Origin of the sequence: Priestia sp. Y58 (assembly GCF_029522095.1) — a bacterium.
GTDB classification, from domain to species: domain Bacteria; phylum Bacillota; class Bacilli; order Bacillales; family Bacillaceae_H; genus Priestia; species Priestia megaterium_E.
The window spans coordinates 740144-765075 of record NZ_JAKWFL010000002.1 but is presented as its reverse complement, the minus strand read 5'-3'; the positions used below and the strand labels follow the sequence as shown (position 1 = coordinate 765075).

Here is a 24932-nt window from a genome sequence, read left to right as displayed (position 1 = left end):
TACATGTACCATGTATTAAATAAAGAAGTTGTTTTGATAAAAAGAAGGCTTGAGCCGTATGACGGGAAATCTGTCACGTACGGTTCTTAGGGGGGCGGGCGCTCGTGAGAGTGCCTGCCTACCCGACTCAACTCAAAAAGAAAAAGCCCATGTACTCATCAGCAGTACATAGGCTTCTAGTATTGAAAACTATGAATATACACGATACTACTATTACCTCAATAACTGCTTCATCTTCTCTTCTGTCTCATTCTCCTGACGAGGTTGATAAACGGTTACTTTTAATTGGGGTGCATCATATACTTGAAGCGTAATATGGTCCATAATCATTTTTCCTGCCACAGGGTGAATAATGGTCTTTTTTCCACACGGTGTACCTAAAACTTCATGATTAGACCACCACTTGTAAAACTGAGGGCTTTTCTCGCTAAGTTCACTAATCATGGTTTTAAACCACTCATCTCCGACGAAGCGTGTGTAAGCTAGGCGAAATTGGGCAATTAGTCGTTGGGCATGATCTTCCCAATTCTGAAAAAGATTTTGATATTCTGCGGAAGTAAAGCAGCGCCACACTGCATTGCGGTTTCGCTCATCCATTTCATGAAAGTCTCCAAATACCATCACAGCAGCTTTATTCCAGTCTACGATATTAAGTTTTTCGTCTGTTACATAGGCAGGGCAATGAGCTAATTGGCTTAATAGATTTTTTACGACACGATCTATATTTTCTCTTTCATTCTGCACGGTTGCAGATGGAAGCGGCTGATTGCCTAGTAAAAATAAATGCTCCATTTCTTCTTTGTTTAATTTAAAAATACGGGATATGGCTTCTAATACTTCGGAAGATACTTGTATATCTCGTCCTTGTTCCAGCCACGTATACCAAGTTATGCCGACTCCTGCTAGTTGAGAAACTTCTTCTCTACGTAATCCTTTAGCTCTTCTTCTCGGTCCAATAGGCAAATTAAAATCTTTTGGAGACAATCGTGCTCGTCTTATCTTAAGAAAATCTCCTAATTCTTTTCTTCTTTCTTTGTCGCTTACCATGCTTTTACTCCTTTGTGTAGGTAGTACTTTTACTACTAGTATAACTAGACTCCTATTACCATTATAATCCTTATTTTATGATCTAGGTAAGGGAGGTGAAACAGATGATAGTAAAAGATAGCGAAAAGACGTCTGGTCTATCAAAAGGATTAGTTCTTTTAATGGCTACAGTTTGCGGGTTTACAGTGGCTAACGTCTACTTGAACCAAACTCTTTTAGTAAGCATGTCCGCCAGTTTTCATGTTTCAGCAGCCAGCATAGGCATTATAGCTACTTTAGCTCAAATTGGATACGCACTAGGAAATCTTTTGATAGTACCGTTGGGAGACATCTTTGAACGAAAAAAAATGATTTTGTTTTTATTATTCGCTATATGTATTGTTCTCACTTTAAACGCTTTATCTATCAACAAAACGTGGATGATGGTTACAAGTTTAGCTTTAGGAATCGTAACGGTTGTTCCTCAAATTATTGTTCCATTGGCTGCCAATATCGCTTCAGATCATAATAGAGGAAAAGTTTTAGGAAATGTCGCCATTGGATTAGTTTGTGGTATTTTAGGCGCTCGGCTTGCTAGTGGTTTTATTGATGTACATTTTGGATGGCGAATGGTGTATTGGACGTCCGCTGTGGCTACACTTTTTATGATTTTGTTAGTTTACGTCTATTTTCCAAGAAGTAAAGGAGGAAATACGACCAGTTATAAACACTTACTCATGTCGCTAGGTCCGCTGTTTATAAAAGAAAGAGCTCTGCAACAAGCATGTGTAAGTCAGGGAATGATGTTTTGTTCTTTTAGCGCATTTTGGACCACGCTTGTCTTTTTATTACATACACATCCCTATTCGTATGGAAGTGACATGGTGGGGGGAATAGGGTTAGTCGGAATAGCGGGAGCGTTTGCTACGCCGATTATCGGACGTTTAATTGATACAAAAGGGGCAAAGTTTGCAAGTCTTTTGTGTATGTCCATATCTTTATTTGCTTTTATAGGTCTTATACGCGCAGGGTACTGGTTACCTGGATTAATTTTAGGAGCTCTCCTTATAACGGTAGGGACTCAAGCGAACCAAGTTGCCTGTCAGTTTACTATTTTCCAACTAGGAGAAGAGAAAAGAAGTCGATTAAATGGATTATATATGGTTTCCATATTTTTAGGCGGGTCCCTAGGATCTTATGTGGGTTTACTTGCATGGAGTAAATGGGAGTGGCATGGAGTGTGTGCCATAGCCATACTGATGATAGTCATTAGCTTTTGTTCTTTAATTCCAATGAACATTCCTAAAAAAACAATAGGAAATTTCATGAATAAGAAAGGGAGTAATATGTAATGAGAACACATACAGATAACTTTCAACGAGGATTAGATATATTAGCTAAGATTGATCCAGAGAATTATGAGGATATAATGGTAGGCTTTGAACAGTCAGCTCTCCCTGATTTAGGAATGCTAGCTGTAGAGTTTAATTACGGACAAATTTTCTCGAGACCAGGTTTAGACTTAAAGTCACGCCTTCTTGCTGCAGTGGCTGGCCTAACTGCATTAGGCAATACGGAACAGCTGAAATTTTATATAAACGGGGCTCTGAACGTTGGATGGACACAGGAAGAAATTTTAGAAGCAATGTTACAAATGGTCATTTATGCTGGATTCCCTGTAGCTTTAAATACTATTTTGACAGTAGCCAATGAAGTCTTTTCCGAAAGAACAGAAAGAAATGAAAAGGAGAAACAAAATGATCATTGATAGTCATGCACATGTGGTTTTACCTATAGAAAAACATATTAAAATGATGGATGACAGTGGAATAGATAAAACCGTATTGTTTTCTACTCTTGTTCATCCAGAAAAAAGCAGCAACGTTAAAGAATTTACAACCGAAATGAATAAACTAAATCAAATTCTAAATAACGAGGTAAATCCCGTACAAGCACGCTTAAATGCGCTAGAAGAAGTAAGCGGTGCGATTAAGCAATATCCAAATCGGTTTGTCGGATTTGGTTCGGTTCCACTTTCTTATTCTCCTGGTGATGTCACCTTAAACGACTGGGTAGAGAAACTTGTCAAAGAGCAAAAGATGAAAGGTCTCGGAGAATTTACTCTTGCCCCAAGTCAAATTCCATTGTTAGAACCTATATTTAAAGCAGCAAGTGACTATACGTCTTCGCCTATCTGGGTACATACTTTTCATCCTTTGAATTTAAAGGATATTCAAGAATTATTTCTTCTCACTCAAAAATATGAAAATGTGCCGGTTATATACGGGCATATGGGCGGAATTCATTGGCTACAAACGATAGAAATGATAAAAGATACTAAAAATGCTTACTTAGATATATCAGCATTTTATACAACATATGCCTTGTCTTTGGCTATAAAAGAGATACCTGAAAGAACGTTATTTAGTTCAGATTTTCCATATGGAGATCCATATTTAAATTTACAGGCTGTTAAGCGTCATACATCTAGCGGAGAAGTTGCAGACAGAGTGTTAGGTGGGAATATCTCGAATCTGCTACATCTATAAATTCAGCGATTTTTGTTTGATGTTGTGTTGTATGGGATAACTAGCAGTGAATTTTAAAATTATTTTATGGCTTGAAATAAAAAAAGGCAGCCAAAGGGCTGCCTTTTAAACGGAATTCTAGAATTCCGTTTAAAATATATCGTATTCTGTAGTCCTCCAGTTTCTTAATTCCTCTCTCGGAGATAACTTTAAAGACTCACATTATAAAATCTACTTACTTAATTTGGTTTAGTGCCAACGAGAGTGACATGCGAAGTTTTGCTTTTTGATTTCCTAGATGAAAGATAAACGCCAGTAAAGATAATAAGTAGTCCAACGATTACGTTTGGAGTAATTGTCTCTCCCAGTAGTACATAACCCCATACCATGGCGGAGGCAGGGATTAGGTAAGTAACCGTCGCTGCTAATTCAGGGCCACCATTTTTATTGATATAAAAATAGATTAACTGACCCAATCCTGAGCCAAAACAGCCAAGACCTACAATTGCCAGAATCGGAAGTGGATGAATCAACAAATCTGATTTGAATGGTTCGGTAATCAACATCCCAACTAAACCGATGATAGCACCTGTTAGTAAGGTGAAGGTTGTTATAGTTAGTACGCTCACCTCAGACAGAAACCGTTTTGTTAGCTGCCCAGCAAGCCCATAGCAGATACAAGCAACAAGCATTGTTCCAATTCCAACAAACCCTTTCCCGAAAATCTGACCAAATTGAAAATCCATAAGGACGAGTATCCCGAAAAAACCGATAAGAATACCGATCCACTGACGTCCGGTAAGTTGATAAGAAAAAAGAATAAATCCGATAAGACCTGTCCAGATTGGAGTGGTTGCATTCAGAATGGAGGCAGTCGTACTGTTTATCTCAGTTTCGCTTAAAGAAATTAATCCCCAGGCTAAACCACAGTTAAATATACCAACAACAATCAACGCTTTCCAGGGCAGTTTCTCTTTAACTTCTCTACGCTTCCACCATAGAAACGGGAGCAAGATGATTGCACCTGCTAGACAACGAAAAAATACAATTCCCCATATACCAACTGAGGGGAGCAGCCACTTCATAAATACAAAAGATAAACCCCAAATTAAACTAAGCCCAATTAAGGCTCCATACAATCGAAACATAATACACCTCCTTACTTCACTTATTATGGCAAATTTTGTTGATTATTTCATTCCGAAATTTTGCTTTGTAGAACATTTTCTCATGTTTTTTTGTTTTCGTTATCTCGATATCTTTCTCTAGATATATAAGGTGTTTCTTTTTTAATAAAATAATAAATTCGACGTTATTCATAGGAATAATTCGGAAAACTTTAGAGTTTTTATTGAAAAAAGAACATTTGTTCTTGTATAATATAGAGAACGAATGTTCTTTTTTGATGGTTTCCTTGGATCGATTAAGAGTAGCTGCCAAATAGAGTCATTATATGCACCGACATGAAGGTATTCCGTGCTTTATTTTTTTCTATTAAACGCAAACGTTGAAGAAGAGGAGAAAATGAGCTTGTTGGAGGATATTGTAATCAGCGTAAAAGAAGCCTATGTGCTTGCCAAAACGATTGATTAAATTTGGCTTTCTCTTTAGAAGCCCCAACTATACTATCATCTTAAAGGGAAAAGATAACCAATATACAAATTATACAAAATTAGTTTTCTAAGGAGAAATAACATTGAACTCTACACTCAATAATTCAGAAGATATAAAAAGGGAAGAAGGACAAAAGCAGCTGCTTGAAAAAAGTCTTCAAGCTCATAGAAATAAAAAATGGATAATCAACTTTACTTGTACTATATCTTTTCTTTTAGCAGTATTATGTTTTTGCTTTCAAGTGCCAGACGCTATAATTATTGCTATTATCTTACTGTTCATATGTGTAACTTTCCAAACCGCACATAAAATGTTAGATAGAAAAATAGAGCTGCGCTTGAAACGTATAAAGCAGGATCATAGAAAGATCATATTCAAGATAAAATAAATCCTAACTTCCTGCCTATAATTTTCTAAAGTTTAGACAATCTTGCCGCGAACCAATAACGCGTCATTTTTTTGCTAGTTCGTTTAAAGTTAGGGATTTTTGAATAGATGTAATCCAAGAATGAACGCTTTTTTACTTGTTATTGAACTCACTCGATGCTTTAGTTTAAAAAAGGAGGGCTTTATGAATTACTCTAAACTGCTTCAATATCAAGGCTGTATTTATTTAAACTCTATATTTGAACCTGAGGATAACGCGTTAATAGTGGATATTGAACGTTGCAAAATTAATGGAAATGCAGCTGAAGAGATAACAGGAGAAAGCACTTTTTCTTCATATGCCTCTATTGATGTGGATTACGCACTTCCTATCATTCGACTTACATTTGATTGGTACATTGCATACTCTGTTAGAAACGAAAGTTTTACTGTAATAGATGAGTATGAAATGTATAAAGGAAGCGCTTTTGCAGTTTATTCAAAGTCCAGATATCTAGATTTTATTGAAGTTGGTACCATAGCTGACGATATACATCCTGGCCCGTTTAAACACTATGGGATACATGCTTTAAATCACATAATTGATGTGGTTTCAACTGAACCTCCAAGTATTTCAGTAATACAAAGAGATCAAGAACAAGAGTAAAAAAATGTAGTTAATATGTAGCATATTCACTACATTAAGAGGGTAGCAACGCTTGAGGGATCAAGAGGTGTTATAGGGTGAGGATAGCTTTGCTATAACATTTTGGAATATTTAAGATATTTAGACGCAATTTCGAGGAAAGACATACAAACCACTTATTATTAATTGAAGAAGCCTATAAACATAAGAGGTAAAAACAATGAAATTTTATGAGGCGTTAACCTATGTAAATGAGAATTTTTATAAACCCAATCCCTTCGCTATAAAAGCTATTCGAGAAGAAGCTCAGAATTCAGCTTATGGCGCTGGTATCTTTCAGTTAAATTCAAAATCTGTACGATTTAGGGTGGCGAAAACTACCCCTAACAAGGTAGGGCAGTTTGTATCCTTTTGGGAAAAAGATGCGACTCATAAAAACCAGGCCTTTTCGTATGGAAAAGCTACCGATCTATTAGTTATTAATACCTTCACTAGTACAAATAGATTTGGACAATTCATTTTTCCAAAAGAAGTTCTTTTAAAACAAAAAATCCTTAAAACGGAGACCACAAAAGGTAAAATGGCTATTAGAGTGTATCCAATATGGGATAAACCAACTAGCACACAAGCTATAGAAACACAAAAATGGCAATTAGAATATTTTGTTGAACTGAATAATTTGTCCCACCAAAAATTCTTAAAACTGTACTCCTAGAGTGGTATCGGTTGAAGCCTAACATACAAATAAACAAGTCTATCTTACATACTATAAGAGAGGCCAATGCATAACAAAGACAGGATTTATTCAGTTTGTTGGTTCTCTTAGTAATTTATTTATCTTCATAGCTGACATATGTAAATTAAAGAATAAAATGCGGTTAAGTAAACTAATTGATGTTCGTTTTTTATAGTGAGCAAATTCACTTAAAATGTTTATAATTTTAATAACTATCAAGTCAATTGAAGAAGGGCATTTCCTACATTTGAAGAATAGTAACACCATTAAATGAATTGAAGGTTGACTGTATGATTTCTAGAGCGACAGATTAAAAAATTGAATAGGAGTGTTTCTTGATGACAAATAGTAAAATGAATCCTAAGGTTGATGAATTTTTAACTAAAGCTAAAAAGTGGAAAGAAGAATATGAGACGTTGAGAAAGATTGTTCTTGACTGTGAGTTGAGCGAAGATTATAAATGGATGAACCCTTGTTACACGTTTGAGAAAAAAAACATTGTTTTGATACATGGATTCAAAGAATACTGTGCACTGCTGTTTCCTAAAGGTGCTCTGTTACAAGATTCTCACGGTATTCTAATCCAGCAAACGGAGAATGTACAAGGGGCGCGACAAATTCGGTTTGCCAATGTGCAAGAAATAGTTGAAAAGGAAGCCATCTTGAAAGCTTATATTTATGAGGCTATTGAGGTGGAAAAAGCCGGATTAAAAGTCAAAGCTAAAAAGCCTGAAGAACTCATTATTCCTGAAGAGCTACAGCATAAATTTGATGAAATACCTGCTTTAAAAACGGCTTTTACTACATTGACTCCAGGACGGCAAAGAGCATATATTCTTTATTTTTCTGCGGCCAAACAATCTAAGACTCGAGAATCAAGGATTGAAAAATGCATTCCGAACATTCTCAATGGAAAAGGATTAAATGATTAGTACATTTTATTTAAAACATGGCCAATTTCGAATTGAAAATTAAATAAGTTTAAGTGAACTGATTGATGTTCCATTTGTGTAAAAGTAGAGTAGATTAAAAAATTACAGCGTTCAAAAATTTTTTATTTTAGGAGAAAATGCTATGGAAGTTTTTGCAGAATATTTAGCGCGTATAGATAGCCCTGACCACCGTGACCGAATAGAGGAAGTTTTGGATTGGGTTGCTAATACTTTCCCGAATCTGGAACCACAAATTAAATGGAATACGCCAATGTTTACTGATCATGGAACATTCATCGTCGGCTTTGCCTCAGCGAAACATCATTTGAGCGTTTCACCTGAAGAAACAGGCATTGTGCACTTTAAGCATGACATTGCCCAGGCTGGATACGGCGCTACCAAAGGTCTGTTTCGAATTCTATGGACTGAGCCAGTAAACTATGAATTACTTAAAAAAATAATCGAGTTTAATATTTTAGATAAAAAAGACTGTTCAACTTTTTGGCGAAAATAAAAAGTAGATTATGAACGGAGAAGAAGGAGGGTACAGAACGATGAATTTTGAAATGGTGATGAAAGAACTTGAAGCGCTTGGTACGGAACGAATTAAAAAGACTTACATAAATAATGGCGCACACGATCCGCTTTTTGGAGTGGCAACAGGAAAAATGAAGCCGATTGCAAAGAAAATCAAGAAAAATCAGGCTTTGGCTGAGCAGCTTTATGCGTCTGGCAATTACGACGCTATGTATTTTGCTGGTATCATTGCAGACCCAACAGAGATGACTGCGGAGGATTTTGAGCGTTGGATTGATAAAGCGTATTTCTACATGCTATCCGATTATGTAGTTTCAGTCACTTTGTCAGAAACCGATTTTGCGCAAGCTGTTGCTGATAGATGGGTGGCAAGCGGTGAAGAACTTAAAATGTCGGCAGGTTGGAGTTGTTACTGCTGGCTTTTGGGTAATCGTCCTGACGATGAATTTAGCAAAAGCAAGATTGCCGGTATGCTTAATCAAGTGGAAAATACGATTCACGATTCTCCAGATCGAACGAAATCGGCTATGAATAATTTTATCTATACAGTCGGTGTTTCATATTTGCCGCTTCATGAGAAGGCGCTTGAAACTGCAAAGGCAGTAGGTCCAGTCGAAGTTAAGAAGGATAAGAAAAAAAGTAGTATTCTTCTTGCCTCCGAAAACATTCAAAAGGATATAGATAGAGGACGGCTTGGTTTCAAACGCAAACATGTAAGGTGTTAGCATGATTTGTAATGGAGCTGCACTACCTGAAACGAGACTCATAAGTATTTAATGGTAATGATCTTACTATACGTAGGATGTTTTGTTCCTTCATAAACCATCCATTGAAGAAGTGGCAGGGGATAAAAACTAAAAAAATTCTTGGGAAAAGGAGAGAATAAAAATGAAAATCCAAAAGGGAAATCTAAGAATCTGTCATAAAGGACACAAATATTATAAAAGCAGTAACTGTCCGACCTGCCCAACCTGTGAGCAAGAAAACAAACCTGACAATGGATTTCTCTCCATGCTATCAGCACCAGCAAGACGAGCATTGGAAAGCAACGGGATAACTTCTTTACAGCAGTTATCAAAATTTAGTGAAAAAGAGATATTACAATTTCATGGTATGGGTCCTGCTTCTTTACCTAAACTTAGAGCAGCTTTGCAGGCCAATGGGTTAGCCTTTAAAGATTGAACATTAAGGATAGTTAAAACAAGAAATAGATCTGGATAAAGTGTACGAATACGCTGAATTTCTGGATATGAAAGGATGTTAAAAGATAAAAAAGTAGTGGGGAAAAGAAGGGTTGGAGATTTAAGTTGAATAACAAACTAGATAAAGCATTGGCGTTACGAAAGAATGGAAATCACAAAGAATCTAACGAATTGCTAAGTGAATTAGTTAAGGAATTCCCAGACGATGCTTTATATAACTATCAGTGTGCTTGGAGCTTTGACATATTAGGAGAAGAAGAAAAGGCAGTGCCCTTTTACGAAAATGCCATAAAGATAGGATTACCTTCTAAGGATATGGAAGGTGCAATGTTGGGATTGGGCAGCACATATAGAGCCTTGGGGGAATATGAAAAATCAAAAGATATATTTTTAAAAGGGATGGAATTATTCCCAGATAATCATGTAATTAAAGTGTTTTATTCCATGACCTTGTACAATTTAAAAGAACATAGTCAAGCGATGGAACTGTTACTGAAATGCTTACTACATACGACAAATGACAATAAAATACTAAGTTATAAAAAAGCCTTACATTTCTATTCAGATAAACTAGATCAGACTTGGAAGTAGCTTATAAAATTCACTGAATATACGTTCTTTTCCTGAAACGAGGAGAGGACTTTTTGGTAACAATACTGGCAGACTTCCTTTGATCAAATGCTAGATTGTGAAGAAATACATTTAAACTATAGGAGGATTTGCTAAAAGAGAAAGCCCTTACATATTATATATGTCTAATATGTAAGGGGTCCTATAAGAATTACATTTGAAATAGGAGATCTTTTCTTTTAATTTTGCGTTTCTTTCTTTGTTGAAGCATTTATGTTTGTACAACTCTATCCTTATTAAACTCTTGTTCAATTAGCTTATCCATGAGAAAATCGTAAAAAACTTGATAATTTGTTCTAGTTAGTTTGTCCAGTTCCTGGTGAGTGATAATGTTATGTTGGATGAGTAAACCTATAGCAGCTGATATACAATTTACTTTTAAATCTTCTTCCCCAAACATATAAATCACCTTCCCTTATTTACTAAGTAACCTATTTTATATAATAGACATACTTAAAACACGGACTTATATAAGCTCTTTTCTCAAATTATGGCTCTCGTGCTGATAGAAAATAATAATAAAATGTTCTCAACACTTTTTGATGTATACTGTTATCTTTATATACTGCGCTTTCTTTTCCTGCAAAAAAACAAAACGATTTGAATTTTCCCTTATTTTGGAATGTCGCATTTGTTTTTAACAGTTAGAGAAGCTTTTGAGCGCTCAGTATGTATCTGAATGTCAACACCAAGAACTTATGAACGCCATCCAAGGAACGTGAATAATGGAATTTATTTTAATTGGTATCTATTATTTATCTTATGTAAATACAAAATAAATGTGGTTTTCCTGTAAGTGAAAAAGGAAATTTTAACTATGTCATAAACCGTCTCCGTAGGTAATTATTAAATTATATAGGGAAATTTACATCTCAATAAAATACTGTTATTACAAGTTAGGGAGGTAGAAGTATGAAAGAAAGCAATATTAAAAATTTAAAATCTGAAATTATAAAAAAGCGTGAGGTATTATTTGCAAAGAGACTAGAACTCGAGAGTGAAGCAAGCCGTTTGATGTTAGAAATTAATTTATTGGATGCACAGAATACTCTTGATAAAGTAAGTCAGTTAAACCAAAAAATAGATGATATAACCTCTGAAATGGATTATTTGAAACAAGCCCTTGAAGCCATTAATTAAGCTATATATCAAAGTGTAACTAATTCTATAAGTATAACCACGAGCAAATTTAAGGGGTATTCAAGCAACTCAAATTTTTCAGATGCAACTAGTGGAGAAACCAGAGTAATTTTAACATAATCCTTTTATATAGATGTAATTGCGTTAGTCTAATGAAAGCCAAATAGAAAAGAGTGATCAACTTGGAAGAAATAAGAGGCCAGATAAATTTCAACCTAATTGAAGCACTACATTCAAACAAACAGCCACTTGTTTCATACAAGTGGCTGTTTTACTTAATTCTCTCTAATATTATGTTTAATAACTTCATTGAATTCTTCTACTTCTTTTCGAATACTAATGGTTGGTCCCCAAGAATCGATAAGGTTTATAGCTTCTTGGATAGATTGTAAAGCCTCTATATTCTCTCCTTTTCGTAATAGCAATTGGGCCATCCCATAGTGATAGTATATTAATTCAATTTGGTTGGCTTTGTCTTTCTGATAAAGAAGGCTATTAAAGCATTTTTCTGCTTCCTCAAGCATATCACAAATGACATAAGCTACACCTAAATTAAAGTAAGCTTCAATGGTCTTTTCTCCTCCATATATTAAACTGATTTCATTAGCTTCTTCATATAATCGGATTGCTGCTCCATAATTTTTATAGACCATACATAGATCACCTCGCACTAATGAAATTCTATGTTGAATCACCTGTGTAGTGAAGATCTCCCTAACTTCTTCAAGAATACATTCTGCTTTGTTAGGATTATTTTTCTTCAACAAGAGCCTTGCTTTTAAGGCAAGTCCCCAAGCTTTCAAATCGTAAACATCAGACCTGTCTGAGCTTAACTGATCTAGTGTCTTTAGACCGGAATCTATTTGTAGTAGGGAACCATCTAGGTTATCGACCTCCATCAATGCCCAACCCAATGTATCAATTCTAAAAAATGCCTCATAGGTATGTTTTCTAAGTTGTTTTGCATAATCAGCTGCTATTTTTCCATATTTAATCCTTAACGGTAAATTAATTCGACTTAGAAAATGGCTTATGCGAAATACCAGTTCAATCAAAAGCTCTTTTTGATCGGATTCGTTTGCCCATTTTATAACCTTGAGTATATTTGGCCATTCTTTCTTAATTTCCTCTAAATCACGACCAAGCAAATAACTCCAATAAATCGAATCCGGAAGATCCCGTTTTAAATAGTTGTCTAAATATTGGATATAGTATTGGCTCCAACGCTTACGTGCTACATTTTCAAATTGTTTATCTTCTAACAATCGTTGTTCACCATATGTTACTACGGTTTGATGACCTAGATAATGGATTTTTCCTTCTATACGTTCTCCTTGGATAAGCGCAAATAATTTCATTTGATCAACAGCAAAATGGAATTTTCGAGCGTCTAGTCCAGCCGCTGTTGCCCAACTTTTCTCGTCAGGAGGTTTGCTGAAAAAGCATAACACTTTCCAAAGATGTAAAGTATCTTCATTACATTTCTCCCATGTGCGTCCGAAAAGAAAATCAAATAATTCCAACAGTGAGTAACCGGCTTTTCCTAGTTCCTGAATAAGTTGCTGAGCAGGAATGTCATCATCTGCAATGTAAGCTATACTAAGAGCGATAGCTTTAGGATTTCCAGCAGTAGCTGAAATGAGTTGTTCACGAGTTGCAAGAGGGCTATTTAATAACTGTTTCATTTGTTCTTGTTTGTTCGATGAATTAGACATTTTCATATGTTGTTTTACTTCGTAAGAAAGATAGTTAAGAGCATCGTCCTTTTCCAGTCCCTTTAGTTGAATGGTTATTATATCTCTAAAGTTGTTTCTATATTTTTGCTGTAGATTCTCGCGAGATGTGAGTAATACTTTAACGCCTTGTGGAAGATTAGTAATAAATTCATAAATTTCACTTTCAGCTGTATCGATGCTATCAATCACAAGTAATACAGGTTTTTCTTTTGCATAATTAGCTAATGCATTGCGAACCACAAAACGTTTCTCGTCAATGGATCGGTTGATTTGCTCTATCCGTCCAAGTTGGTAAGCAATTGTATTTAGAAAATCACTAAAGGTTAGTCCCTTCCAGTCAGCACTAAACCATACTATAGAATTGAGGTTTGGCCAATCCATCTCAAGGCTTTCTGTTTCCCTATAATTCTTCTGAATACACGCATATGCTATTTCAAGAGCAAGAGTTGTTTTTCCAATACCAGCCCATCCGGAAATTAAACATAATGGAGAAGGGGAAATTACCCACTGACGAATTGCCTCCAGGTCAAAGTGTCTTCCAATAAAAACTCCTGACCAGCGTGCTGGTAAGTTATGTATTGTAAAATGTTCCTTTGGAGTAGCAGCTTCAGTCTGAAGTTTATTATGAAATATTTTTTTTACTACTTCCTCAATATCTTTATTAAGGGGTGCACCAAATGAGTTGTCTGCCCCTAATATTTTTGCCTTTTCCAGACACGAAGACACCCAAGCTGGTAAAGCAGGTTTAAGAGTGGGTATAGAAGTTGTTTCCATCAGCTTTGAGAACCAACTGATATCTATATCCGTTTTTTTAAATATTATCCATATGATGCCGAAGAGCTTTCCATCGTCAATACGACCAGGAATATATTTTAATCCCATCTGACCTATCCAACTTTTAATTGTATTGGGAGATACACCTAGTTCATTTGCGATATTAGCTATATAAGATTGTCCTAGTAAGCTATCTTCGCCTTTTTTCCTTTTAATCTTATAATCAGGGTGAAGTTTTAGTTCTTTAACACCCAAAGATAACAGTTCTGCAAATGTTTTCCGATCTTCAATTTCAGCCATGAGAATCTTACACCTCCTATTATCTTTATTTTAACGCTATATCTTTGTATGTATATAAAAAGAAAAGTACAGTGTTACTGTACTTTTAGACAGTATAAAAGGCTATTAATGGTGTGATGTTAGCAGGTAAAATTAGCTCATGTAATAAAAAACTCTAAAATGTATGCATTTACATAATAATAAAAATATGTTTAAGGAACAGTCAAGTGCATTAGAAATTTATGAGTTGAAAGTAAATTCATATTTATTTTTACGTTATGGATTTATATAGAATTTCTATTAAAGAAAGGAAAATTATTGATGAATAACAACTTACCTAAAACTATGAAAGCAGCTGTCATGCACGGCACAAGAGAAATCAGTATTGAAACATTGCCTATACCACAAATTGATGAAAATGAAGTTTTAATTAAAGTAATGGCTGTAGGAATTTGTGGCTCAGACTTACATTATTATACCCAGGGTAGAATTGGTAAATACAAAGTAGAAAAACCATTTATCCTTGGACATGAGTGCTCAGGTGAGGTTGTAGCTATTGGACCAACTGTTGAAAGATTTAGAGTAGGGGATCGCGTAGCCGTTGAACCAGGAGTAACCTGTGGACATTGTGAAGCATGCAAAGAGGGAAGGTACAACCTTTGTCCAGATGTTCAATTCTTAGCAACACCACCAGTTGATGGTGCCTTTGTTCAATATATAAAAATGCGTCAGGATTTTGTCTTTTTAATCCCGGATTCCCTTTCCTATGAAGATGCTGCCTTAATAGAGCCTTTTTCAGTTGGTATCCATGCAGCGACGAGAACAAAACTTCAGCCTGGGTCAACGATTGCGATTATGGGAATGGGGCCGGTAGGGTTAATGGCTGTAGCAGCAGCGAAAGCATTTGGAGCAAGTACAATAATAGCAACAGACTTAGAACCATTGCGTCTTGAGGCAGCAAAACGAATGGGGGCAACTCACGTTATTAATATCAGAGAGCAAGATCCTCTTAATGAAATTAAAAATATTACTGAAAACGTAGGCGTTGACGTTGCATGGGAGACTGCAGGGAATCCAAAAGCATTACAATCTTCACTATCTTCAATTCGTCGTGGTGGGAAATTAGCAATCGTAGGTTTACCTTCTCAAAGCGATATTCCACTCGATGTACCATTTATTGCTGATAATGAGATTGATATATATGGTATTTTCCGCTATGCCAACACTTATCCAAAAGGAATTAAATTTCTTACTTCCGGTGCAATTGACACAAAGAATCTTGTAACAGATAGATATCCGTTAGCCGGCACACGTGAAGCGATGGAGAGAGCACTAAATTTTAAAAACGAATGTTTAAAAATTATAGTGTATCCAAACGAATAAAAACATTATACTTGAAAGCTAGATTTCTAGTTGATATTTATGACGAGATTCTTGAACTTTTAATTTTCAGATGGGGAGTTAAAATAGGACATTTGCAACTAAACCGCATCTGTTTTTTCTTTAAGGTAAATGTTTATAATACGGACTCTCTACTAGCTTTCTTAACATATTTTTGAAAACGCATTCTGGAGGTATTACCTATGTTAAACGCAGAACAATCACAAATATTAGAGGCTGAAAGTAAAGGTAAACCTAATTCTATTCCTAGGTTATCCTGGTTAGAACGGTTTGGATATGGATCGGGAGACATGGCATATAATATTGTTTTTCAATTCGTTAATGCCTATCTACTTTTTTATTATACTGATGTCGGAGGTATCCATCCTGCAGCTGTTGCAACGCTATTTTTAGTAGTACGAGTTCTAGATGCTATTTGCGACCCTATAATGGGAGTTATTTTAGATAAAACTAATACACGTTGGGGAAAAGCAAGACCATATTTGTTATGGGTCTCACTTCCTTTTGCTTTCTTCACTATCCTATGTTTTACCAACCCTCACTTAGGGTCAACTGGAAATATTATATATATGTATATTACCTATATCTTATTAGGGATGACGTTTAGTATGCAAACGATTCCAGTTAATAGCTTAACAGGACGAATTACTAATAATGTTCAGGAACGCACAGTTTTAACAACTACTCGTATGATATTGGTTTATGTAGGAATCCTCCTTTCCATTTCATGCGCAACCCCTCTTGTAACAGCTATTGGAGGCAAAAATCAAGAATTTGGATTTCAGATGACTGCTCTAGTCTATGCTGCTGTAAGTATAATTTTAAATCTGTTTAGCTTCTTTACAGTACGCGAGCGCATTGCTCCTAAAAAGAGTAAAAAACATGGACTTAAAGTAACTTTATCTGTTTTGTTTAAAAACAAACCACTACTAGTACTAGTTTCGTCTTTCTTGGCATTTGCTATTGGTTTTAATATTAAACTTAGTACAATGGTTTACTATTTTACTTACAATGTTCATCAAAAGGAATTAGTATTTTGGGGCACTGTTTTATTTTTTGGAGCTGCGCTAATTAGTAACTTATTTATTCCTTTATTCTCGGATAAATGGGGTAGAAAGAGTGTAATGATTGTATCAGCTACAGTATCTCTTATTTCATATATAGGACTCCAATTTACTTCTTTTGATTCAATTGCTTTAATTTTATTTTGGCTGTTTGCTTCGGGATTCTTTACTACTCCACTAAACACACTAGCTTGGGGGATGGTTGCCGATTGTGTAGATTATGCTGAATGGAAAACTGGAGTTCGAGCAGATGGTGTTGTTATTTCCTTAATGAGTTTTACTAATAAGTTAGGGGTTGCACTTGCTGGATCATTCTCAGCCATCTATTTGGGGATAGCAGGCTATGTAGCTAATGCAGAACAAACCGTAGCTTCCTTAAATGCTATAAAAAATATGAATGCTCTAGTGCCAGGAATTTTCATTTTATTTTCTGTATTAATAATCTGCTTTTATCCTTTAACTGAAAAAATATATAATAAAATGATTTTGGATTTAGAGAAAAAATCTAAGTAAATGAGTGTGATATAAGTGCAAAATAGCATAAGTGAAAATGCTCCAGTTGTTTGTGTAGGAGAATTATTAATTGATTTCTTTTGTAGCAATATTAATTCCAATTTAATAGAGGGACGCCAATTTTTAAAAAATGCCGGTGGAGCACCAGCAAATGTATGCGCAACCATAGCAAAACTAGGGGGTAATGCATCATTTAGTGGTAAAGTAGGTAAAGACCCATTTGGCTACTTTTTAGAAGAAACCTTAAATTCATTAAACGTAGATACTTCGATGCTTGCTTGGGATGAAAAGGTAGCAACTACCCTAGCTTTTGTGTCCCTACAAGAAAATGGTGAGCGAGACTTTGTATTTCATAGGGGAGCTGACGCTTTAATGACAATGGAGGACATTAACCTAAATGAAATAAATAAAGCTGAAATCCTTCATTTTGGTTCAGCTACGGCAATGTTAACTTCTCCATTCCGTGAAACTTATTTAAGCCTTATCTCTAGTGCTAAAGAGGAAGGAAAGTTTATTTCTTTTGATCCTAACTATCGAAGAGATTTATGGAAAGGAAGATTAATTGATTTCATCTCAATCGCAAAGAAAGCTATTGCTTTAAGTGATTTTGTAAAAGTAAGTGATGAAGAATTAGAGATTATCACAGGCATTGAGAATCATGAAGTAGGTGTTGATACCCTACATAAAATGGGAGCTAAAATTGTAGCAGCTACTCTTGGAAAAAGGGGAACATTGATATCTAATAGTAGAAAAAAGGAACTAGTGAAGAGTATTCCTATTAAGTCAATTGACTCTACAGGAGCTGGGGATGCTTTTGTAGGTGCAACGTTGTTCAAATTAGCTAATACACAGAATATCAAATCCATTAAAAATGATTTCGAGCAGTTACTCGACATTATTGCATTTGCAAACCGAGTTGGAGCGCTGGTATGTACAAAGATAGGAGCAATTGAAGCACTGCCAAATATTGAAGAAATAGAAATTACTAGTGTATAAACAGCCTAGCAGTAATAACACAATAACTAGACATCATTTTATATTAGTCCTATAGCAAAGCAATTTTATACAATATACGCCTTGTCTTTGGCTATAAAAGAAATACCTCAGAGAACGTTAATTTAGTTCAGATTTTCCATATGGAGATCGATATTTACATCTACAGGCTGTTAAGCGTCATACATCTAGTCAAGAAGTTATAGATAGAGTATTAGGTGGGTCTCTATTAAATATATAAATCCAGCACCTTCTGTTTGATGTTAGCCTAGGTACTATGAAAAGAACTTGAAAAATGTGTTTCAAGTTCTTTTTTATATTTATTAAGATTGTTGGTTTTCCACTGTCTCTAATTTTTTATAGTGCGCAATTTTTTCTTCAATTAAATCGTGAAAAAAGCAAAAATACAGGTGTTCTGACTTATAATCGTATATCGAGCATAATGCCGACTTACTATCCAAAAAAAGATGTTAAACAACCTCTTAGAATCGCAGAAGCCTATAATAACGACGGGTATAAAGTAGCACATTTTTATACAGAAAATCAGGTTAGAAAATTTGAGGATAAATATAGCAAGAGATATAAGATAATACCGTATTTATAAAAAATCGTTTTATTATAAGTTTCGGAAAGAGTGGTTATGTTAAGTTTCACTTTTTTATTTTGTTACATTACTTAACGATTATCTAATGTGAGATACTTTTTTATTTGAATTCTGTTTTCATAATAGAATTCAAATTCTCTTTAGCTTGGTGCCTTTTTTGCACATAAGTCTTCCTCACTCTATAAAAGAAACCTCAGTTCAAGTCATACATTTGAACTGAGGTTTTTTATTATCCTCGAAAGGTTAAATTTATTTTTTATTTACTTGACTTCCACTTTTTTTCTGGCTCTGGGAACTTGTGTTGCCAGCTTGAAATTCATTCCCTAATTCAACATCATTTCTTTTATCTTGCTTCTCTACTTGCTCTCTTGTCTGATTCTTTTTCTGCATCCCTTGTTTTGACATTACTTATCTCATCTCGCTTTCATCTAGTATTGTTTTTAATATGTACAACTATAAGAAAAAACATATAAATTAAATAAATAATTTGTTAGTTGCTTCTGAATTGAAGCCCTATTTGTCACTAGGCTAACTAACCCCAGCATATAAAAAACGAGCACTCCTTACCTAATACAGTAATTTTTCTTTTTTAGTTTTAGGGTGGAGGAACAAGCTTTATGGGATTAACTTGATTTTGGAATAAGTGAGAATAGGATCGTAAAAAGGACACATAATTAGTAAAACAATTACTGTTGTTTAATATGTCAGGAAATGAAGATTTTACTCATTTTTGGAGGAAGTTGTAATGGAGAATGATCAAACGTTGAAAAATGCGATGAATGAATGGGCACGTGTAACTTAGGATCCACAAATGTTAGTGACTTATGAAGTAAACCAGGAATTCCAAGTAGATGAAATATTGACATTAAAAAAAGCTGAAAAACAAGGGGAAAAAAGAGCTATTAAGAGAGTAGCGTTAAAAATGCTACAAAAAGATATAGATAATCAAACAATATCTGAATTAACGGAGCTTACAGATGAAGAGATTGAACAGATTCGTAAATAACGAATGTAAACCGAGGGTAGGAAGAAATAGATCCAAAACAACATTTTATTTTATCACGATAAAATAAGGGCTACGCCAAAATAGGAAAGAGGTAGCTTGCTCTATTCAAGCAAAAAGTTGAATACATTGGTTGAGTTAAAACAACTACATTATTTTAACATGTATAAAATTTTTAGTAAAACGCTATCATTTCCAGTTTTATTAACTAATTTCCTCTGCTAAAATGGAATCATAGGGATGAAAAGAGAAGGGTAGATGAGGCATATGAGTACGAGTCTATTACTAACTTTAGGGGTTATATTTTTGTCAACAATAGCTATAGCCATTTTAATTAAGATTCCAGAAGAAGATTAAACTGAATAATAAAATGAAAAGCTATCTCAAATTATGAACGAGATAGCTTTTTTACTGCTCTATGTTTCATTTGAAAAATTAAAATTGATTTTATACAGAGGGATTAAATGCATAAAAATTAATTAAAAACAAATACTTTCACTGTCATAAATAAAAAGGAGGCTAGATAAAGATGGATGCACAAAGAGCACAAGAAATTGCCAATTCAGTGGACATGGCCAATGTAATACATAACGGGAAAAGTATTTACATTGAGCATGTAGACCAACAAAATGGGGTAGCTACAATCCATAACCTGGATGAACCAAATAATAAGCAAAGTGTTTCTATAACTGAACTAGCAGAACAATAATTTACTCTTAGAATAAAAAAGCCGTTTTATGTAGGCTTTTTTTTATTTTTCTCTCATTTTTATGGAGAGGGGATAAGAAGAAAAAATAACCACATTAGAAAAGTGTTGTTAGATCAAGGATGTATAAAAATCTAACCGTAATGAACTTTACTTTTAAATGGAGGACTCAATATAATGAAACACGACTCCTTATAACTTCCATCTTTCAAAGAAATCCCTTCCCAACAACAGTAAATCAAGCAAATAAGAAAACATTGCAGGTTAGAAGTTGTTTTTTCGTTTATGTTGACTTCTACGAAATTTTATTGTAGGATAATCTATATCATCAATAAACACATTAAATACTTATCCTACGATGTACGTTATGCCCTATTTGTTTTGAACCGTACTGTTTATTTGGGATTCCTACATTTGTTGACGGATGCCATGCCTGTCTTTGACACAGGATCGCTGGAACGTTAATATGCGGAAACCCACCTGCGAGATCGCGGGTTCACAAAACAGATTGGGAGGACGACATAGGTGGGAATCCCTTAACTATACATACCGTGCTAGACGGGGAGATGGCGGTGCCCTGTAACCTGCAATCCGCCTTAGCAGGGTTTAATTCCTAACAGAGGTATGAGTCAGGTAAGGTCTGACTTGGACAAGTGGTGTTGACAACTAGGTCCTGCACAACAGAAACCTATGAACATGGTCAGGTCCGGAAGGAAGCAGCCATAAGTAGATTCTTCTGTGTGTTGCAGCACAACCCGGTCGAGCTAACTGTACAAGTAACGCTTATTTGATCATGTCAATGACGGGTGCACGGTGTTTTTACTTAGCAATTTTTATTTAGTGTTAAGAAAACTATCTTTAATAGGTCTGGTGGCGATAGCAGAGAGGTCACACCCGTTCCCATATCGAACACGGAAGTTAAGTTCTCTAGCGCCAATGGTAGTGGGGACTTTGTCCTCGTGAGAGTAGGACGTTGTCAGGCAAAAAACAGCCCATCATATCAATGATGGGCTGTTTTTTTGTATATTAATTTCGTTTAAATTGATTTCTACGAAATTAAATGTTATGTTTTACGTAATTTATTAGTATATGTAGGAGGATTTAGAGTGAAAAAAAATAGCCTAGAAGTTATTCCGTTGATTGATGACTTTAGCCAATGGTTAATAGAATCAGGCAAATCTGATAATACGATTAAAACCTATCGAGCAGTGCTAAACCAATTTCATGAATGGCTTCTAAGTGAAGGTAAACATTTAGATCAAGTAACAAGAAATAATGTCCAAACTTATATGATTAACCTTGAATCTAATAATAAAAGTGCGTCGACTATAGAAAAAGCTTTTGTAACAATTAGCGTTTTTGCACGCTTTCTTGAAAAATCAGAAATTGTTCAAAATATTGAACGTAAACAAAAAGAGAAAAATAACGAGGCTGTACCACAGTCATTAGAAGCAAGTGAGCGTGACCGCCTTTTATCTGAAGTAAAGCAACAGGGAAACCTTCGTGATATTGCTATTGTATATACTTTATTACATACAGGGATTCGGGTATCAGAGATTTGTGCTTTGAATCGTAAAGACGTAGAGATTAACAAATCTGACGGTTTTTTAATTATCCGTAATGCTAAAGGATGTAAAAAACGATTTGTTCCTCTTTCTACAGAAGCAAGGAATAGTTTGAAGAAATATATTGATTCACTTGATTCTAATCATGAAGCTTTATTTGTCTCTAATTTTGATAGAAGAATGTCTGCACGTACGGTTCAGTACATGTTAAAAAAATATAATGTAAATCCTCATAAATTACGCCACACTTTCTGTCATGAGTTAGTTAAGAAAGGGATAGATATTGCAACAGTTGCCGAACTAGCAGGCCATTCTGATGTGAATGTTACAAAACGATACCTAAAATCTTCTACAAGAGATTTAGAAAGTGCGATTACGCAAACCTTTTTATAAAAATAAGCTCTGTAACAAGAATCATGATTCTTGTTACAGAGTTTTTTTATTTAGGTGTATGTTCCTACTTAATAATTGCAAAATTAAGTATTAAAACACCACTTACATAGATGTTGACTTCTACGAAATTATAAGGTAAAATAATTTTTGTTGGTAGCGAAACAGATATTAGTTATTAAATGACTAGTCCATGTTTCATATGAAGGGGTAGCATACGGATAAATGTAACTGACTATAAATAATTTCCATACTTATTGGTGGCATAGTCAAGGTCTGCAATACCTTTGTCACCGGTTCAAATCCGATTGCCGTATCCACATTCTAATAGAGAGTTTAGAAAGGACCATTAGCTCAGCTGGTTAGAGCAGACGGCTCATAACCGTCCGGTCGTAGGTTCGAGTCCTACAAGGTCCACCATTGAACCTGACATATGGAGGAATACCCAAGTCTGGCTGAAGGGATCGGTCTTGAAAACCGACAGGGGTGTCAAAGCCCGCGGGGGTTCGAATCCCTCTTCCTCTTCCATTATATCTTTGTTATTATCGCGGGGTGGAGCAGTTCGGTAGCTCGTCGGGCTCATAACCCGAAGGTCGCAGGTTCAAATCCTGTCCCCGCAACCATTTTTCACATGCGGATGTGGCGGAATTGGCAGACGCGCTAGACTTAGGATCTAGTGTCTTATGACGTGGGGGTTCAAGTCCCTTCATCCGCACCATTTTAGGAAGCGCCCGTAGCTCAATTGGATAGAGCGTTTGACTACGGATCAAAAGGTTAGGGGTTCGACTCCTCTCGGGCGCGCCATAAACAAGAAGCAGCTCATTTTGGTAGAGCTCAAGTCTGATAAGCGTGAGGTCGGGGGTTCAAGTCCACTTAGGCCTACCATTATTCCACAGTATCTCAGTGGGAGATCCATACAGAGAAGTACCCAAGTGGCTCAAGGGGCTCCCCTGCTAAGGGAGTAGATCGTTAACGCGGTGCGAGGGTTCGAATCCCTTCTTCTCTGCCATTTTATAATTTTATCTGGTCCGTTGGCCAAGTGGTCAAGAGATTATCCTTTTAAAAAGGTAACACGGGTTCGAATCCCGGACGGGTCATTACAAAAAAGGCAGTTTGCTGATAAAGCAAGCTGTCTTTTTATTGGATAAGAGATATTGCTTTAATCCATTATGTAAAACTAATTTAAATGTTATTAGAATAAAGATAAGAAAAGCATTTGATAATAGTGCCGATAACTCGGAGTATGTCAACAGAGATATTTAATAAATTTCAACATTGTAGAAACGCTCCAGATATAACCCAAAAAGAACCACCCCCAACAAAAAAGCACTCACTAAAAGTGAGTGCTTTTCCATTAAATAAACAATCCAACCATAATACCTGTTAAAATCGATCCCATTGTAGCGACTAACAGCATCTTCAAGCCGAACTTCGCAACGCGTGAAGCTTGTTCGCCGTTGATTGCTTGGATCGTACCAAGAACGATACCAATTGAGCTGAAGTTTGCAAATGAGATTAAGTAAGCTGATACGATACCGACTGTTTTTTCAGAAAGGTGAGGCATCATTTTTTGGAAGTCAAGCATCGCAACGAATTCGTTTGCCACTACTTTTGTTCCCATTACGCCACCGGCTCTCATCAGTTCGTCTGCCGGGATACCCATGATAAAGGCAATTGGGTAGAAGATATAGCCTAAAATGTCTTGAACCGTTAATCCGATTACGCCGTTTAATACGTAGTTCACTAATGCTAAAAGACCAACGTACGTTACAAGCATAGCTGCTACGATTAACGCAACGCGTCCGCCGTCTAGGGCACCGTCACCGATTGCTTCAAACAGCGTGCCTTGCTTAGCAGGCGCTTTAATATCGACTTCGTTTTCATCTTCCACTTTTACAGGTGCAACGATAGAAGAAACGATTAAGCCAGAGAATACGTTTAGCGGAAGGGCAATTAATACGTATTCAGCAGGAATCATCTGCATGTATGCGCCTAAAATCGAACAAGAAACGGATACTAAAGACGTTGTAGTAACGATAAATAAACGGTTTGGCGTTAAACCTCCGATGTGGTTTTTCACCGCAATTAATGCCGTTGTATCACCAAAAATCATCGCGTTCACGGCTGTGAAGCTTTCAATTTGGGGAAGTCCGGTAATTTTTGAAACAAGTCCTCCGATATATTTGATCCCAAAGGGTAAAATACGAGAGTAGTTTAAAATACTTAATAATGCTGAAACGAATACAATCATAACTAACGTTTGGATAAAGAAAATGCCTTTTCCTGCAAGATCTCCAAACACGAACGAAATTCCGTCGTTACCAAATGATAAGATCTTTGTAAATACACTTGTGATAAAGTCAAGCACCTTGCGACCAATCGATGTATTCATCATAAAAGCAGAGATCGCAAGCTGGATGACAAGCATAACTGCGATGCCTTTATAGTTGATAAGTTTCCTGTCGTTTGACATGAGGAATGCAACTGCTAAGATAATTACAATCCCGATAATTCCCATTAAAATTGACATTTACTTTTCTCCTTACA

Annotated in this window: 24 protein-coding genes, 7 tRNA genes, 1 rRNA gene and 2 other RNA genes; 28 read left to right on the top strand and 6 right to left on the bottom strand. The window is 35.6% G+C overall.

The window, feature by feature from the left end; genetic code table 11:
• Positions 1–213: 213 nt before the first annotated feature.
• Positions 214–1047: a helix-turn-helix transcriptional regulator gene (locus tag MMB68_RS10095; protein ID WP_277548775.1), complete on the bottom strand. Its 834-nt coding sequence runs from the start codon at positions 1045–1047 to the stop codon at positions 214–216.
• A gap of 104 nt (positions 1048–1151) precedes the next feature.
• Here MMB68_RS10095 and MMB68_RS10090 point away from each other — a divergent pair, with 104 nt between their 5' ends.
• The 3 genes from MMB68_RS10090 to MMB68_RS10080 are packed head-to-tail and all read left to right on the top strand — an operon-like array spanning position 1152 to position 3575.
• Entirely contained in the window at positions 1152–2378 is a 1227-nt protein-coding gene (locus MMB68_RS10090) for an MFS transporter (protein ID WP_277548773.1), read from the top strand.
• Positions 2378–2794: a carboxymuconolactone decarboxylase family protein gene (locus tag MMB68_RS10085; protein WP_277548771.1), complete on the top strand. Its 417-nt coding sequence runs from the start codon at positions 2378–2380 to the stop codon at positions 2792–2794. Before MMB68_RS10090 ends, MMB68_RS10085 begins: the two co-directional genes overlap by 1 nt.
• Positions 2784–3575, top strand: coding sequence for an amidohydrolase family protein (locus MMB68_RS10080; RefSeq protein ID WP_277548768.1), 792 nt, complete (start codon positions 2784–2786; stop codon positions 3573–3575). Before MMB68_RS10085 ends, MMB68_RS10080 begins: the two co-directional genes overlap by 11 nt.
• Before the next feature lie 218 nt (positions 3576–3793).
• Here MMB68_RS10080 and MMB68_RS10075 read toward each other — a convergent pair whose 3' ends face one another.
• Positions 3794–4702 (bottom strand): DMT family transporter, encoded by a 909-nt coding sequence (locus MMB68_RS10075; protein WP_277548766.1) that lies wholly within the window; start codon positions 4700–4702, stop codon positions 3794–3796.
• A 548-nt stretch (positions 4703–5250) separates the two neighbouring features.
• Here MMB68_RS10075 and MMB68_RS10070 point away from each other — a divergent pair.
• The 8 genes from MMB68_RS10070 to MMB68_RS10035 all read left to right on the top strand — a co-directional run bounded on the left by MMB68_RS10070 (position 5251) and on the right by MMB68_RS10035 (position 10178).
• Positions 5251–5556: a hypothetical protein gene (locus tag MMB68_RS10070; protein ID WP_064471965.1), complete on the top strand. Its 306-nt coding sequence runs from the start codon at positions 5251–5253 to the stop codon at positions 5554–5556.
• A 183-nt stretch (positions 5557–5739) separates the two neighbouring features.
• Positions 5740–6201 (top strand): hypothetical protein, encoded by a 462-nt coding sequence (locus MMB68_RS10065; protein ID WP_264408270.1) that lies wholly within the window; start codon positions 5740–5742, stop codon positions 6199–6201.
• 199 nt (positions 6202–6400) lie between these two features.
• Positions 6401–6895 carry a MepB family protein gene (locus MMB68_RS10060; protein WP_221812789.1) on the top strand — a complete coding sequence of 165 codons (495 nt, stop codon included), beginning with the start codon at positions 6401–6403 and terminating at the stop codon, positions 6893–6895.
• Positions 6896–7254: 359 nt separating this feature from the next.
• Positions 7255–7848 carry a YdeI/OmpD-associated family protein gene (locus tag MMB68_RS10055; protein ID WP_221812788.1) on the top strand — a complete coding sequence of 198 codons (594 nt, stop codon included), beginning with the start codon at positions 7255–7257 and terminating at the stop codon, positions 7846–7848.
• 142 nt (positions 7849–7990) lie between these two features.
• The gene (locus MMB68_RS10050) at positions 7991–8362 is read left to right on the top strand and encodes an iron chaperone (RefSeq protein ID WP_277548763.1); all 372 of its coding nucleotides are present in this window, start codon (positions 7991–7993) and stop codon (positions 8360–8362) included.
• A 40-nt stretch (positions 8363–8402) separates the two neighbouring features.
• Positions 8403–9110, top strand: a complete 708-nt coding sequence (locus tag MMB68_RS10045) for a DNA alkylation repair protein (RefSeq protein WP_221812786.1) — start codon at positions 8403–8405, stop codon at positions 9108–9110.
• Positions 9111–9273: 163 nt separating this feature from the next.
• Positions 9274–9567, top strand: coding sequence for an RNA polymerase alpha subunit C-terminal domain-containing protein (locus MMB68_RS10040; RefSeq protein ID WP_221812785.1), 294 nt, complete (start codon positions 9274–9276; stop codon positions 9565–9567).
• Positions 9568–9692: 125 nt separating this feature from the next.
• A complete protein-coding gene (locus MMB68_RS10035) occupies positions 9693–10178 on the top strand; it encodes a tetratricopeptide repeat protein (protein WP_221785311.1) in 486 nt (161 codons plus the stop codon).
• Between the two features lie 250 nt (positions 10179–10428).
• On the opposite strand, the gene MMB68_RS10030 is transcribed toward MMB68_RS10035, so the two are convergent.
• The gene (locus MMB68_RS10030; RefSeq protein WP_221812784.1) at positions 10429–10617 is read right to left on the bottom strand and encodes a hypothetical protein; all 189 of its coding nucleotides are present in this window, start codon (positions 10615–10617) and stop codon (positions 10429–10431) included.
• Positions 10618–11129: 512 nt separating this feature from the next.
• Here MMB68_RS10030 and MMB68_RS10025 point away from each other — a divergent pair.
• Positions 11130–11357, top strand: coding sequence for a hypothetical protein (locus MMB68_RS10025; RefSeq protein WP_221812783.1), 228 nt, complete (start codon positions 11130–11132; stop codon positions 11355–11357).
• Positions 11358–11632: 275 nt separating this feature from the next.
• Here MMB68_RS10025 and MMB68_RS10020 read toward each other — a convergent pair whose 3' ends face one another.
• On the bottom strand, positions 11633–14167 hold the full coding sequence (locus MMB68_RS10020; protein WP_277548759.1) for an NACHT domain-containing protein: 2535 nt from the start codon (positions 14165–14167) through the stop codon (positions 11633–11635).
• Positions 14168–14467: 300 nt separating this feature from the next.
• On the opposite strand from MMB68_RS10020, the gene MMB68_RS10015 reads away from it, so the two are divergent.
• From MMB68_RS10015 to MMB68_RS10005, 3 genes are all read left to right on the top strand, one after another.
• Entirely contained in the window at positions 14468–15529 is a 1062-nt protein-coding gene (locus MMB68_RS10015; RefSeq protein ID WP_221812781.1) for an NAD(P)-dependent alcohol dehydrogenase, read from the top strand.
• 200 nt (positions 15530–15729) lie between these two features.
• On the top strand, positions 15730–17124 hold the full coding sequence (locus tag MMB68_RS10010) for an MFS transporter (protein WP_221812780.1): 1395 nt from the start codon (positions 15730–15732) through the stop codon (positions 17122–17124).
• 15 nt (positions 17125–17139) lie between these two features.
• Positions 17140–18120, top strand: coding sequence for a carbohydrate kinase family protein (locus MMB68_RS10005; RefSeq protein ID WP_277548758.1), 981 nt, complete (start codon positions 17140–17142; stop codon positions 18118–18120).
• 850 nt (positions 18121–18970) lie between these two features.
• Here the strand turns inward: MMB68_RS10005 and MMB68_RS10000 are convergent.
• Positions 18971–19126 (bottom strand): hypothetical protein, encoded by a 156-nt coding sequence (locus MMB68_RS10000; RefSeq protein WP_277548756.1) that lies wholly within the window; start codon positions 19124–19126, stop codon positions 18971–18973.
• A 406-nt stretch (positions 19127–19532) separates the two neighbouring features.
• Here MMB68_RS10000 and MMB68_RS09995 point away from each other — a divergent pair, with 406 nt between their 5' ends.
• The 13 genes from MMB68_RS09995 to MMB68_RS09935 all read left to right on the top strand — a co-directional run bounded on the left by MMB68_RS09995 (position 19533) and on the right by MMB68_RS09935 (position 23394).
• Positions 19533–19727, top strand: a complete 195-nt coding sequence (locus tag MMB68_RS09995) for a hypothetical protein (RefSeq protein WP_277548754.1) — start codon at positions 19533–19535, stop codon at positions 19725–19727.
• 526 nt (positions 19728–20253) lie between these two features.
• Positions 20254–20433 (top strand): small acid-soluble spore protein H, encoded by a 180-nt coding sequence (locus MMB68_RS09990; protein WP_277548753.1) that lies wholly within the window; start codon positions 20254–20256, stop codon positions 20431–20433.
• A gap of 344 nt (positions 20434–20777) precedes the next feature.
• Positions 20778–20966: non-coding RNA, 6S RNA (gene ssrS, locus MMB68_RS09985), on the top strand.
• A gap of 13 nt (positions 20967–20979) precedes the next feature.
• Positions 20980–21244, top strand: an RNA gene (gene ffs, locus MMB68_RS09980) — signal recognition particle sRNA large type.
• 52 nt (positions 21245–21296) lie between these two features.
• Positions 21297–21412, top strand: a 5S ribosomal RNA gene (gene rrf, locus MMB68_RS09975).
• A gap of 124 nt (positions 21413–21536) precedes the next feature.
• Entirely contained in the window at positions 21537–22388 is an 852-nt protein-coding gene (locus MMB68_RS09970; protein ID WP_274862722.1) for a tyrosine-type recombinase/integrase, read from the top strand.
• Positions 22389–22601: 213 nt separating this feature from the next.
• Positions 22602–22705, top strand: a tRNA-Cys gene (locus tag MMB68_RS09965).
• 23 nt (positions 22706–22728) lie between these two features.
• Positions 22729–22805: transfer RNA gene (locus MMB68_RS09960), tRNA-Ile, on the top strand.
• 15 nt (positions 22806–22820) lie between these two features.
• A tRNA-Ser gene (locus MMB68_RS09955) sits at positions 22821–22913 on the top strand.
• An 18-nt stretch (positions 22914–22931) separates the two neighbouring features.
• Positions 22932–23008: transfer RNA gene (locus MMB68_RS09950), tRNA-Met, on the top strand.
• Between the two features lie 10 nt (positions 23009–23018).
• Positions 23019–23103, top strand: a tRNA-Leu gene (locus MMB68_RS09945).
• Between the two features lie 9 nt (positions 23104–23112).
• Positions 23113–23189, top strand: a tRNA-Arg gene (locus MMB68_RS09940).
• A gap of 114 nt (positions 23190–23303) precedes the next feature.
• A tRNA-Ser gene (locus MMB68_RS09935) sits at positions 23304–23394 on the top strand.
• A 345-nt stretch (positions 23395–23739) separates the two neighbouring features.
• Here the strand turns inward: MMB68_RS09935 and MMB68_RS09930 are convergent.
• Positions 23740–24915 carry a NupC/NupG family nucleoside CNT transporter gene (locus MMB68_RS09930; RefSeq protein WP_025750788.1) on the bottom strand — a complete coding sequence of 392 codons (1176 nt, stop codon included), beginning with the start codon at positions 24913–24915 and terminating at the stop codon, positions 23740–23742.
• Positions 24916–24932 lie beyond the last annotated feature (17 nt).

Excerpts from the sequence above, each read along its gene's own strand:
- MMB68_RS10095 (WP_277548775.1), bottom strand. The coding sequence starts at position 1,047 with ATGGTAAGCGACAAAGAAAGAAGAAAAGAATTAGGAGATTTTCTTAAG.
- MMB68_RS10090 (WP_277548773.1), top strand. The coding sequence starts at position 1,152 with ATGATAGTAAAAGATAGCGAAAAGACGTCTGGTCTATCAAAAGGATTA.
- MMB68_RS10085 (WP_277548771.1), top strand. The coding sequence starts at position 2,378 with ATGAGAACACATACAGATAACTTTCAACGAGGATTAGATATATTAGCT.
- MMB68_RS10080 (WP_277548768.1), top strand. The coding sequence starts at position 2,784 with ATGATCATTGATAGTCATGCACATGTGGTTTTACCTATAGAAAAACAT.
- MMB68_RS10075 (WP_277548766.1), bottom strand. The coding sequence starts at position 4,702 with ATGTTTCGATTGTATGGAGCCTTAATTGGGCTTAGTTTAATTTGGGGT.
- MMB68_RS10065 (WP_264408270.1), top strand. The coding sequence starts at position 5,740 with ATGAATTACTCTAAACTGCTTCAATATCAAGGCTGTATTTATTTAAAC.
- MMB68_RS10060 (WP_221812789.1), top strand. The coding sequence starts at position 6,401 with ATGAAATTTTATGAGGCGTTAACCTATGTAAATGAGAATTTTTATAAA.
- MMB68_RS10055 (WP_221812788.1), top strand. The coding sequence starts at position 7,255 with ATGACAAATAGTAAAATGAATCCTAAGGTTGATGAATTTTTAACTAAA.
- MMB68_RS10050 (WP_277548763.1), top strand. The coding sequence starts at position 7,991 with ATGGAAGTTTTTGCAGAATATTTAGCGCGTATAGATAGCCCTGACCAC.
- MMB68_RS10045 (WP_221812786.1), top strand. The coding sequence starts at position 8,403 with ATGAATTTTGAAATGGTGATGAAAGAACTTGAAGCGCTTGGTACGGAA.
- MMB68_RS10040 (WP_221812785.1), top strand. The coding sequence starts at position 9,274 with ATGAAAATCCAAAAGGGAAATCTAAGAATCTGTCATAAAGGACACAAA.
- MMB68_RS10030 (WP_221812784.1), bottom strand. The coding sequence starts at position 10,617 with ATGTTTGGGGAAGAAGATTTAAAAGTAAATTGTATATCAGCTGCTATA.
- MMB68_RS10025 (WP_221812783.1), top strand. The coding sequence starts at position 11,130 with ATGAAAGAAAGCAATATTAAAAATTTAAAATCTGAAATTATAAAAAAG.
- MMB68_RS10020 (WP_277548759.1), bottom strand. The coding sequence starts at position 14,167 with ATGGCTGAAATTGAAGATCGGAAAACATTTGCAGAACTGTTATCTTTG.
- MMB68_RS10015 (WP_221812781.1), top strand. The coding sequence starts at position 14,468 with ATGAATAACAACTTACCTAAAACTATGAAAGCAGCTGTCATGCACGGC.
- MMB68_RS10010 (WP_221812780.1), top strand. The coding sequence starts at position 15,730 with ATGTTAAACGCAGAACAATCACAAATATTAGAGGCTGAAAGTAAAGGT.
- MMB68_RS10000 (WP_277548756.1), bottom strand. The coding sequence starts at position 19,126 with ATGTCAAAACAAGGGATGCAGAAAAAGAATCAGACAAGAGAGCAAGTA.
- MMB68_RS09995 (WP_277548754.1), top strand. The coding sequence starts at position 19,533 with ATGTTAGTGACTTATGAAGTAAACCAGGAATTCCAAGTAGATGAAATA.
- MMB68_RS09990 (WP_277548753.1), top strand. The coding sequence starts at position 20,254 with ATGGATGCACAAAGAGCACAAGAAATTGCCAATTCAGTGGACATGGCC.
- MMB68_RS09930 (WP_025750788.1), bottom strand. The coding sequence starts at position 24,915 with ATGTCAATTTTAATGGGAATTATCGGGATTGTAATTATCTTAGCAGTT.